Raw genomic sequence first — 10,925 nt, forward strand, 5'->3', positions numbered from 1 at the left:
ATGAGGGCCTCCGTGGCATCGACTTGAGTGTGGTAACCCAATCGATACCGGAGGTCCTCACCTTTTTAGCTCACGCCACGCTCACAACCTCCGTGGGAAGAACAGCTAGCGGACATCGCCGGGGCGCTGCCGCTGTAGCGGGGACGGCGACGGGGACATCCGTCACCCGCTTGCGGCACCTCGTAGGCTGGAGGCATGGAACTGCGTAATCGACTGACGGATCTGCAGATGAAGACGATGAGCGCGCTGCACCGTGCGGTGCTGACGGCCTCCGGCGGGCGCCTGCTGGCCTCGTTCGGGTCGATGCCGGCGGTAGAGCTGCACACGATCGGCCGCTCCAGCGGCAAGCGCCGCACGACCATGCTCACCGCTCCCGTGCACGGGCACCAGCGCTTCGTGCTGATCGCCTCGAAGGGCGGCGACGACCGCCACCCGCAGTGGTACCTCAACCTCGTGGCGAACCCCGACGTCGAGCTGACCGTGCACGGCACCACCCTGAAGTTGAGGGCGCGCACCGCCTCCCCCGCGGAGAAGGCCGAACTCTGGCCGCAGATCGTGGCGGCCTACCGCGGCTACGACGGCTACCAGCAGAAGACCGGCCGGGACATCCCGGTCGTGATCTGCGAACCCCGGCCGCGCTGACCCGGTCTCGGATCAACCCCGCTCGGCGCCTCAGACCTCGGCGCCTCGCACCTCGGCGGCTCAGACCTCGGCGGCTAAGACCAAGGCCGCTGGCTCGACCAGCACCTTCGGGAAGGCCGGCGGATGCACGCCCGCCATCTCCTCCAGCACCCGGATGACCTGGCAGCTGTAGCCGTATTCGTTGTCGTACCAGACGTACAGCACGGCCTTCGTGTCGGTGCAGATGGTGGCGAGGCCATCGACGATACCGGCCCGCTTGGAGCCGAGGAAGTCGCTGGAGACCACCTCGGGTGAGTCGATGTAGTCGATCTGCTTGTGCAGTTCGGAGTGCAACGACATGGTGCGCAGGTAGGTGTTGAGCTCGTCCTTGGTGGTGCCCTGCTCAAGGGTGAGGTTGAGGATCGCCATCGACACGTCGGGCGTGGGCACCCGGATGGCGTTGCCGGTCAGCTTGCCGGCCAGCTCGGGCAGCGCCTTGGCGACGGCCTTCGCCGCCCCGGTCTCGGTGAGCACCATGTTCAGGGCGGCGCTGCGCCCGCGGCGGTCGCCCGAGTGGAAGTTGTCGATCAGGTTCTGGTCGTTGGTGAACGAGTGCACCGTCTCCACGTGGCCGTCCCGGATGCCGAAGCGGTCGTTCACGGCCTTGAGCACGGGCGTGATCGCGTTGGTGGTGCAGGATGCCGCGGTGATGATGGTGTCGTCCGCGGTGATGGCGTCATGGTTGATGCCGTGCACGATGTTCTTCAGCGCGCCCTTGCCCGGTGCGGTGAGCAGCACCCGGGCGACACCCGGGCAGGCCAGGTGCTGGCTCAGTCCGTCGGCGTCGCGCCAGCGCCCCGTGTTGTCGACCACGACGGCGTTCTGGATGCCGTACCGGGTGTAGTCGACCGTGGCCGGGTCGTTCGAGTAGATGACCTGGATCAGCGTGCCGTTGGCGAGGATGGTGTTGTTCACCGGGTCGACGGTGATGGTGCCCTCGAAGGGACCGTGCACCGAGTCGCGGCGCAGCAGGCTCGCCCGCTTGACGATGTCGTTGTTGGAGCCGCGGCGCACCACGATGGCCCGCAGGCGGAGTCCCTGCCCCCCGCCGGCGTGGTCGATCAGGATGCGCGCCAGGAGACGGCCGATCCGGCCGAAACCGTAGAGCACGACATCCGTGCCGGCGCTGACGGCGTCACCCTGGCGGTCGACGACGTCCGCGAGCTCGGCGCGGACAAACTCCGCGAGGCCACGCCCGGAACCCTCCAGCTTGAAGGCCATGGCCAGCCGGCCGAGGTCGATGGACGCGGTCCCGAGCCGCAGCGTGCTGAGCACCTGCAGCAGCGGCAGGGTCTCCTCCAGGGGCAACTCCACGTCGTCGATGTGCCGGGCGAAGCGGTGCGCCTTGAGCAGGCCGATCACCGACTGGTTCACCAGGCCTCGGCCGTGCACGCTGGTGACGACGTGGTTCTCCCGGTACAACCGACCGATCAGGGGGATCATCGCTTCAGCGAGTGCTTCCCGGTTGATCCACGTGGCCCGAGCGCGATCAGATTCCTGAAGCAAAAGACATACCCTTCGTTCTCGACCGCATCGTTGCGCCGAGTGTGCAGGCCCTCCGGCCTGAGTATTCGTTGTGCTACTCGTCGAGGGCGAGTTCCTTCGGCAGTTCGAACTCCTTGGACGCGAGTTCCTCGACGTTGACGTCTTTGAAGGTCAGCACCCGCACCGACTTCACGAACCGGTCGGAACGGTAGACGTCCCAGACCCAAACATCCTTCATGGTCAACTCGAAGTAGAAGTCGTGCTCCGTGTCACGGCGCACCAAATCGACCTCGTTCGCGAGATAGAAGCGCCGTTCGGTCTCGACGACGTACTGAAACTGCCCCACAACGTCTCGGTACTCGCGGTACAGGGCCAACTCGACCTCGCGGTCGTAGTCCTCGAACTCATCTTCTTCCATGGTTATTCAATCCTACGCTGTGATCTTCAGCCAGGATTTGCGGTGCAGCAGGGCAGGGCCGAGCAGGGTGATTGCCGCCATATGGGCAGGGCTGCCGTAGCCCTTGTTGCCGGCCCACTCGTAGCCCGGCGTCGCGGCATCCGCCTCGATCATCAGCGCGTCGCGGTGCACCTTCGCAATCACGGATGCCGCGGCCACCGACGCGCAGTCCTGGTCGGCCCGCACGCGGGTCACCACGTTGAGCGGGGTGCTCAACGCCCGGTTCAGCCAGTCGTCGTTGCCGTCCAGCAGCACCACGGCACCGGTGATGTCGACCCCGGCGGCGAACAGTTGCGCCAGTGCCCGCTTGCCGGCCAGGCCGAGCGCGGCGATTATGCCCAACCGGTCGACTTCCAACGGCGATGCGAGCCCGACCGCGGAGTGCGACGCCCAGGCCGCCGCCAGCGGCGCGAGGAGCCGGCGCCGCGGCTCACTGAGCATCTTGGAGTCCCGCAATCCGGCAGGGAAGGCCAGGGCGGAGGAGTTGACGACGGCCACACCAACGCCGACCGGCCCGGCGAGGGCACCTCGGCCCACTTCGTCGACCCCGATCACGCACGTGGCCCCACCGGCCAGCAGCGCCCGTTCGACGTCGAGGGTCGGGTCCACGACCGCCACCTACCTCGTCTCCGCGGGAATGCCCTGGAAGACCTCCGAGTAGTCGTCGAGCCACGACCACCGCGCGGTCGGCCAGCTGATCACGAGTGCGCGCCCGACGACGTTGTCGATGGGAACGAACCCCTTGCCGGGGGTCTCGGTGTTGTAGCGGGAGTCCTTGGAGTTGTAGCGGTTGTCGCCCATCACCCAGAGCGACCCGTCCGGAACGACGACGTCGAAGTCGTCCTGCGAGACGTTCGTCTCCCCGGCCGGCAGCGACACGAAGGGTTCGGAGAGCGGCACGTCGTTGACGCTCATCTGTCCGAGCGGGTTGCAGCAGGTGACGTGGTCGCCGGGCAGCCCGATGACGCGCTTGATCAGGTGGTCGTTGCTGTCCGGCGCCGACAGACCCACCGCGGCCATCACCCAGTCCACGGTGGCGATGACGGGGTTCTGCTCGAGGGCCTCCTGCGGCAGCAACCAGCCGCCCGGATCCCGGAAGACGACGACGTCGCCGCGCTCAATCGGGATCAACTTCGGTTCCAGCTGGTTCACGATGATGCGGTCGTTGACCAGGAGCGTGGTTTCCATCGACCCGGAGGGAATGTAGAACGAGCGAACCAGGAACGTCTTGATCAAGAACGAAATGAGCAGTGCCACCACGAAGATGACCAGAAGGTCACGAATAAAGAGTGCAACGCCGCGCTTCTTGCGCTTCGTTTCTGTTCCCAGGCGATTGGATCGCGTGGGCAGAGAATTGTCTGTCATTAAACCGCCTGAGCTCCTGACCCAGTGTACGGGTGAGGAGCTCAGGGGGAATCCAGCTAAAGCTGAGAGTCGACTGCGACGGGTATCAGTCGCGCTTCTCTTTGATCTTGGCCTTCTTGCCACGCAGGTTGCGCAGGTAGTACAGCTTCGCGCGACGCACGTCACCACGGGTGATGACCTCTATGTGGTCGATCACCGGGGAGTGCACCGGGAAGGTACGCTCGACGCCGACCTGGAAGCTGACCTTGCGAACACAGAACGTTTCGCGCACGCCTTCGCCGGAGCGTCCGATGACGACTCCCTGGAAGACCTGAACACGAGAGCGAGCGCCCTCAACGATGTTGACGTGGACCTTGACGGTGTCGCCGGCGCGGAACGCCGGGATGTCCTTGCGGAGGGATGGGGCATCCACCTGGTCGAGAATATGCATATTGTTCGCTCTCTGTATCCGCCACAGGACGACTACGGCTTATGCGATGCGTCACGCCGGGCGCGCGAATCAGCAAATGAATGAGTGTGATGCGTGCCGATACGTTGCAGCTCCCCTGTGGCAGAGGCTTGCCACGGCACAAACGATGATTATGTCACGAAACGCATCGTTCCCGCAAAAGCCGGGCCTAGCGGGTCAGGTCCCCGGCGACGTTCCGGAGTTGTTCCCGCCGGGAGGGTCCTCGTGCGGCTGGAGCAGCTGCTCGGGGACGATGATGACGCTCGGATCCCGCGTGGGGATGAATCCGTCGGTCGGCGGGAGGGTGGGCGGCATGGTCGGCGGGACCATGGGGCCCCGCGCGGTCTCCTCGACCAGGAGCATCATGGCCCGCATACTGCGGCGGGCCGCATCGACAAGCTCCCAGATCGCGAACCAGAACGCGCCGAGCCCGACCAGGATTACCAGTGCGGCGAGCCCCGGTGCGACGCCGTAGGTGAAGCCCATGGCCACGATCAATCCATGCCAGAGCGTGAGGACGCCCACGTCCGCCCACGACACCGTTCGGGTGCTGCGCACCTCGGAACGGGCGAAGAAGATCAGGCTCACGGCGAGGAGGCTCACCCCGACCACGAGGCCGGTGAAGAAGCTGCCGACCACGTCCCAGCCGCCGCTTCCGTAGACGGAGGCGCCGACCAGGAGCCAGGCCGGAAGCACGAGCACGGCGATGAACTGCCAGTAGTAGAAGACCCTGCGTACGAACACGAGATCAGACTACCCGGACGGCCCGCGCGGGCGAGCTCAGTTCGCTGGCGGCAGAAGGTCGGGGCGCACCCGGGCCGTTCGCTCGAGCTGTTGCTCGCGTCGCCAGGCGGCGATGGCGCCGTGGTTGCCGCTCAGCAACACCGGCGGAACGTCACGGCCGCGCCAGGCTGCGGGCTTCGTATAGCTCGGGTATTCGAGGAGGCCGTCCTCGTGGGACTCCTCGACGAGGCTTTCCGGGTTGCCGACGACCCCGGGGATCAGGCGGCCGACGGCCTCGATCATGGCCATCACGGCCACCTCTCCCCCATTGAGCACGTAGTCGCCCAGACTGACCAGGCGCACCCGGCCCGCCTCGGCGAAGTGGTCGAAGACCCGCTGGTCGATTCCCTCGTAGCGACCGCAGCCGAAGATGAGGTTGGGCTCCTCGGCCAGCTTTCGGGCCATGGCCTGCGTGAACAGCTCACCGGCCGGTGATGGGAAGATCAGGAGCGGACCGGCATCCGTCGCCGTGGGCAGATCGGGCGCATCCGTCAGATCGGCGACCGGGTACACATGGGTGAGGATGTCGTCGATAGCATCACCCCAGGGCTCCGGCTTCATCACCATGCCGGCGCCGCCGCCGTAGGGCGTGTCGTCGACGGAGTGGTGCCGGTCGTGGGTGTGGTCGCGCAGATTGTGCACCCGGAGGTCGATCAGCCCCGATTGCCGGGCCTTGCCGACCAGGGAGACGTCGAGGACGGAGAAGAACTCCGGAAAGATCGTGATGATGTCGATACGCACGGGAGAAGTCTACGATCGATCGAGCACGGACTCGGCAGGCACGGAAACCGGTGCTGCGACGGGTTCCTTGACCCGGTTCACGCGCGTTCGGTGCGAGAAATAGACCGGCAATGCGGTGAACAGGATGGCGCCCAGGAAGTTGCCGACGAGCACCGGTGCCTGGTTCCAGACCCACCACTCGCCGATCGTGACGTCCGCACCGACCATGATGCCGGCCGGAATGGCGAACATGTTGACGACCGCGTGTTCGAGTCCGAGGCTGAAGAAGATGGTCACCGGAAGCCACATCGCAACGATCTTGCCCCCCGTTGACTTCGACGTGTAGAACATGATGGTGCCGATAGCCACCATCCAATTGCACAGCATGGCTTTGATCACCACGACGAGGATGCCGCCGGCGCCGACCGCCTCATAGGGCAGCACCTTGTGCTCGGCCAGATTGATCAGTGCCTGGACCATCGGGTCGGACATGTCCGTGCCGAGGTAGGTGATAGACGTGGTGTAGAGGACGGCGTAGAGAACGGCTCCCACGAGGTGGGCGAGGATCACCACGAAGAAGTTCCGCAGCCCCCGAGCGAGGGTCGCGCGCCCCTCCATGATTGCGAGCGGGATAAGGGCGAAGCTACCGGTGACCAGTTCGAGATCGAGCAGGAGGATCACCGCGAAGCCGACGGGGAAGAGCACGGCCCCGACGATCGGCAGGCCGGTCTGGGCTGCGGCGGTTAATGCGACTGTCGTGGCCGCTCCGAGGATGGCCCCGGCGAGCACACCCCGCACGGCCATTTGACCTAATGTCAGTCTCGTTTTACGGAGACCGGATTGAATAATGTCATCGATGAGTTGGTTCGGTTTGACGTACGACATGCGACGGTACTCCTTGAAAAGGGTCTGCCGCGTCGTGACGAGGTGGGGAGCCGGTCGGGCGCGGCGCGCCTCTCCCCAGAGGGGTGCTTCAGCTCTGGCCGGGGACTCCGTCGACTTCGGCCTGGGATTCTGATTCGGTCTCGGGGGCAGCCGTGGCTGCGGTGTTGTTGCCAGCGGCGTCGGCGTCGTCGTCGTCCGGTTCCTCCGGGAGCTCTTCGAGCAGGCCGGGAGGCGGGGTGATGGTCACGATGCCGGACTTGATGTCGACCGACGGCACGATCGCCTTCACGAACGGGATCATGACCTCGCCGGCAGGGGTCTTCACGATCAAGAGGTCCTGCGCGGGGAGATGCTCCAGCCGCGCGATGGTACCGATCTTCACTTCGTCGCGTACGACGGCGAGGCCGATCAATTGGTGGTCGTACCAGGCGTCTTCTTCGCCGGACTGCTCCGCGTCGTCCTGATCGATCCAGAGGATCGCCTTGGCGAGGGCTTCGGCGGCTTCGCGGTCGGGGACATCCTTGAAAAAGCCCACCGCGTGCTGGTTGTACCAGCGGAGCTCGACGAGCTCGATTTTCTTGCCGTGCCAGGGCGAACCCGTGGGCACCTGCAGGGTGAACACGGCACCCGGGACGAAACGACGTCCCGGGTCATCCGTGAACAATTCCAGCTTGATCGCTCCCTTGAGGCCGTGCGCCTTGGTGAGGCGCCCCACCCGCAATTGCCTGCGCGGAGTCGTGCTGTCGTTCACCGAACTCATATCCAACTACTCATTCACCAGTTCAGAAATCGGTGTCGACGACGTCAACGCGCACGCGCCGGCCATCGGCCAGCGCGGCCACGAGGGTGCGCAGCGCCTTGGCGGTGCGCCCGGATCGACCGATCACGCGGCCGAGGTCCTCGGGGTTCACACGAACCTCGAGCACCTCGCCTCGAGGGGACGTCTGGGCGACAACATGCACATCGTCCGGGTGATCGACGATCCCCTTGACGAGGTGCTCGAGCGCGGGAGCGAGCAAAATTACGCCTTGTCCTCTTCGGTTGCCTCTGCGGCAGCCTCAGTCTCCTTGGGCGCCTCTTCCTTCGCCACAGGCTTGTCAGCCTTCGGCTTCAGAACCGGCTTCTTCTTCTCGTCAGCGACGAAAGGAACCTTCGGCTCCTTGAACTTCACGGTGCTGACGGCGTTCTTGTCGCCCTTGAAGGTGCCCCAGTCGCCGGTCAGCTTGAGGAGAGCCTCAACCTGCTCGGTCGGCTGTGCGCCAACGCCCAGCCAGTACAGCGCACGCTCGGACTTGACCTCGATGACGGAGGGCTCCTGCGTGGGGTGGTAGATGCCGATCTCTTCGATGACACGACCATCGCGCTTGGTGCGCGCGTCGGCAACGACGATGCGGTAGTACGGTGCACGGATCTTGCCCATGCGCTTCAAACGAATTTTGACAGCCACAATTCTCCTGTGTATTTGATTTTTGGCGAACTGAGGGCCGTGAGCGTGGGGGCACACTCGGCACAAGCTCAATAAGGTTTTTTCCTGCGCCTGAGTAGAGGGTCGGACGCAAGAGAACTCGACTAATCATTCTGCCAGACATCGACGGCTTTGTGATAATCGTCCGCTGGGGCGGAAGTCGGAGCGGGGCCTGGAACGGGGCCTGTGGCGCCGGCTGTGGCGCCGGCTCGCCAATCGGTGTCAGGATTGGCACACAACCAGACCCGCACGGGTGCACCAGGATCGGAAGGACCGCGCATGGGGATCGAATTTGCCCGGTCGGAGCGGTCAACCATCGGCATCGAGTGGGAACTCGCCCTTGTCGACCGCGACACCGGCGACCTGGTCTGCCTGGCCGAAGAAGTCCTGACCGCTCTGGCCGCGCCCGACGGCACGCCACATCCGAGCATTACCGGGGAATTGCTCCTGAACACGGTGGAACTCGTATCGGGGGTGCACCGAACGGTTGCGGGCGCCGTCGCGGATGTGGCCGCCCAGGTGGCCGAGGTGCGGACGATCACGGATCCGAGGGGCGTCGAACTCATCTGCAGTGGTTCGCATCCGTTCAGCCAGTGGTTCGACCAAGAGGTCACGGACAACGCCCGCTACCACCGGTTGATCGACCGCACCCAGTGGTGGGGCCGCAACATGATGATCTGGGGCATCCACGTGCACATCGGGATTGAGGACAAGGCCAAGGTCATCCCCATCCTGAACGGCCTGCTCGGCTACCTGCCGCACCTGCAGGCCCTGTCCGCGTCAAGCCCGTTCTGGGCCGGCGTGAACACCGGCTACGCCTCCAACCGGGCCCTCATGTTCCAGCAGCTGCCCACCGCCGGCCTGCCGTGGATCCTGGAGGATTGGGAGGCCTGGGAGCGTTACGTGGCCGATATGACCGCCACCGGGGTGATCGAGGATGTGACCGAGGTGCGCTGGGACATCCGCCCGTCGCCGCGGTGGGGAACGATCGAGGTGCGCGCCTGCGACGGCGTGTCCACGACGGAGGAACTCGGGGCCATCGCCGCGTTCATCCAGTGCCTGGTCGACTGGATGTCCACCCGGCTCGACGCCGGCGAGGCAGTGGAGTCGATGCAGCCGTGGTTCGTTCGCGAGAACAAATGGCGGGCGGCCCGTTACGGCCTGGATGCCGAGATCATCACGAATGCCGCGGGTGCCGAGAGCCTGGTGACCGATGATGTGTTCCGGCTGATCGGCATCCTCTCCCCCGTCGCCGAGCGGCTGGGCTGCGTGGACGAATTGCGGAGCCTCAACCGGATCATCACTGAGGGTGCGAGCTACCAGCGACAGCTGCGCGTCGCCGAGGCACACGGGGGCAGCCTGCCGGCCGTCGTGAAGTCACTGTCCCGGGAACTGCGCACGGGCCTCCCCGCCACCCCCTGACCCGCCTGTACATTTCGGTAACCCGTGGCAGGTCAGCTGCGCCAGTGCGCGCACAGGCAGCGGGGCCTTGACTCCGTCGATCCGGTCGGCTCCCGTACGTCGGTAGGCCGTGAACGGCGTGCACGGCGGCAACTGTTCCCCTTCCGGACAACTGTTGCCGGCACACCAGCATCAGTTGTCCGAAACGGGAACAGTCCTCGGTGGCGGGATACCGAACGGGCACGGAGGGCCGTCTAGAGCGCATTCTTGCTGTCGCGCCAGGCGAGCCAGTATGCGAGCGGAGCCAGGTCGTAGAGCGGCCCGGAGAGGCCGAGGGTGAACAGGCGCGCGCCGAGATCGTAGAGCTCGTCGGCCTCCGTCACGGTGCGGCCGCGCAGCTCGGTGGAGATCTCGATCTCCGACAGGTCCCGGCCCACCGTGTCGCACCAGGTGGAGAGCACCCCGAGCTTGTGCTCGAGCACAGCGGGGGTGGAAAAGGAGTGCCAGATGTCCGCGTGCTTCGCCACGATCCGGAGGGTCTTCTTCTCGCCGCCGCCGCCGATCAGCACCGGGATGTCGCGCAGAGGCGGCGGGTTCAGCTTCGCCCAGCGCGCTTCGACGCGCGGGAGGTCGGCTTCGAGCGCGTCGAGGCGGGTTCCCACGGTGCCGAACTCATAGTCGTACTCGTCGTAGTCGCGCTCGAACCAGCCGGAGCCGGTGCCGAAGATGAAGCGGCCGCCGCTGATGTGGTCGATGGTGCGCGCCATGTCGGCCTGCAGGTCGGCGTTGCGGTAGCTGTTGCAGTTGACCAGCGCACCCAGCTCGATGGTGGAGGTCTGCTCCGCCCAGGCCGCGAGGAGCGTCCAGGACTCGAAGTGCAGGCCGTTCTCCTCGCCGGAGAGCGGGAAGAAGTGGTCCCAGTTGAACGCGATGTCCGTGCCCAGCGCCTCGACCTCGCCCAGGGTGTCCCTGATCTTCGGGTAGAGGGCGTGCTGCGGGGCGATCTGCGCACCGATGCGCACCCGGCCGGGCGTGGCGGAGGGTGTGGCGGAGGTCATCCGCTCATCCTAAACCGGCGCCCGGGGGCATCCGCGGCACGACGCCGGCCGTTTGGGCCGTTTGGGCCGGCCGCGCAGGCCGCGCAGGCCGCGCAGGCCCCGCAGGCCCCGCAGGCCCCGCAGGCCGGAAAGGCCCCGCAGGCCCCGCAGGCCGGAAAGGCCCCGCAGGCCGCGCAG

14 protein-coding genes are annotated in these 10,925 nt (G+C 65.9%); 2 read left to right on the top strand and 12 right to left on the bottom strand.

All coding sequences use genetic code 11. From position 1 onward, the window contains the following. Positions 1-195 precede the first annotated feature (195 nt). Positions 196-642, top strand: coding sequence for a nitroreductase family deazaflavin-dependent oxidoreductase (locus E3T28_RS13040; protein ID WP_134432017.1), 447 nt, complete (start codon positions 196-198; stop codon positions 640-642). A gap of 60 nt (positions 643-702) precedes the next feature. Here E3T28_RS13040 and E3T28_RS13045 read toward each other — a convergent pair whose 3' ends face one another. The 11 genes from E3T28_RS13045 to rpsP all read right to left on the bottom strand — a co-directional run bounded on the left by E3T28_RS13045 (position 703) and on the right by rpsP (position 8,271). Then, positions 703-2,187 (bottom strand): glyceraldehyde-3-phosphate dehydrogenase, encoded by a 1,485-nt coding sequence (locus E3T28_RS13045; RefSeq protein WP_134432020.1) that lies wholly within the window; start codon positions 2,185-2,187, stop codon positions 703-705. A gap of 73 nt (positions 2,188-2,260) precedes the next feature. Beyond that, a complete protein-coding gene (locus E3T28_RS13050) occupies positions 2,261-2,584 on the bottom strand; it encodes a DUF2469 family protein (protein ID WP_134432023.1) in 324 nt (107 codons plus the stop codon). 12 nt (positions 2,585-2,596) lie between these two features. Next, the gene (locus E3T28_RS13055) at positions 2,597-3,232 is read right to left on the bottom strand and encodes a ribonuclease HII (RefSeq protein WP_338145403.1); all 636 of its coding nucleotides are present in this window, start codon (positions 3,230-3,232) and stop codon (positions 2,597-2,599) included. 9 nt (positions 3,233-3,241) lie between these two features. Next, positions 3,242-3,988 (bottom strand): signal peptidase I, encoded by a 747-nt coding sequence (gene lepB / locus E3T28_RS13060; protein WP_134432029.1) that lies wholly within the window; start codon positions 3,986-3,988, stop codon positions 3,242-3,244. A gap of 85 nt (positions 3,989-4,073) precedes the next feature. Then, positions 4,074-4,418, bottom strand: a complete 345-nt coding sequence (gene rplS / locus E3T28_RS13065) for a 50S ribosomal protein L19 (RefSeq protein WP_134368536.1) — start codon at positions 4,416-4,418, stop codon at positions 4,074-4,076. Positions 4,419-4,613: 195 nt separating this feature from the next. Beyond that, complete coding sequence (locus tag E3T28_RS13070; protein ID WP_134432032.1) at positions 4,614-5,180, bottom strand: MFS transporter; 567 nt, start codon at positions 5,178-5,180, stop codon at positions 4,614-4,616. A 36-nt stretch (positions 5,181-5,216) separates the two neighbouring features. Continuing rightward, the gene (trmD, locus tag E3T28_RS13075) at positions 5,217-5,960 is read right to left on the bottom strand and encodes a tRNA (guanosine(37)-N1)-methyltransferase TrmD (protein WP_134432035.1); all 744 of its coding nucleotides are present in this window, start codon (positions 5,958-5,960) and stop codon (positions 5,217-5,219) included. Between the two features lie 9 nt (positions 5,961-5,969). After that, positions 5,970-6,824, bottom strand: a complete 855-nt coding sequence (locus E3T28_RS13080; protein WP_134432038.1) for a formate/nitrite transporter family protein — start codon at positions 6,822-6,824, stop codon at positions 5,970-5,972. Positions 6,825-6,912: 88 nt separating this feature from the next. After that, positions 6,913-7,584, bottom strand: coding sequence for a ribosome maturation factor RimM (rimM, locus tag E3T28_RS13085; RefSeq protein ID WP_134432041.1), 672 nt, complete (start codon positions 7,582-7,584; stop codon positions 6,913-6,915). Between the two features lie 22 nt (positions 7,585-7,606). After that, entirely contained in the window at positions 7,607-7,843 is a 237-nt protein-coding gene (locus E3T28_RS13090; RefSeq protein WP_134425461.1) for an RNA-binding protein, read from the bottom strand. Positions 7,844-7,845: 2 nt separating this feature from the next. Beyond that, positions 7,846-8,271 (bottom strand): 30S ribosomal protein S16, encoded by a 426-nt coding sequence (gene rpsP / locus E3T28_RS13095; RefSeq protein ID WP_134432044.1) that lies wholly within the window; start codon positions 8,269-8,271, stop codon positions 7,846-7,848. 297 nt (positions 8,272-8,568) lie between these two features. Here rpsP and E3T28_RS13100 point away from each other — a divergent pair, with 297 nt between their 5' ends. Further along, a complete protein-coding gene (locus E3T28_RS13100) occupies positions 8,569-9,711 on the top strand; it encodes a glutamate--cysteine ligase (protein WP_134432047.1) in 1,143 nt (380 codons plus the stop codon). 233 nt (positions 9,712-9,944) lie between these two features. On the opposite strand, the gene E3T28_RS13105 is transcribed toward E3T28_RS13100, so the two are convergent. Beyond that, complete coding sequence (locus E3T28_RS13105; RefSeq protein WP_134432050.1) at positions 9,945-10,748, bottom strand: LLM class F420-dependent oxidoreductase; 804 nt, start codon at positions 10,746-10,748, stop codon at positions 9,945-9,947. Positions 10,749-10,925: the final 177 nt, after the last annotated feature.

It is taken from the genome of Cryobacterium sinapicolor, assembly GCF_004403465.1.
In the GTDB taxonomy this organism is placed as follows: Bacteria; Actinomycetota; Actinomycetes; order Actinomycetales; family Microbacteriaceae; genus Cryobacterium; species Cryobacterium sinapicolor.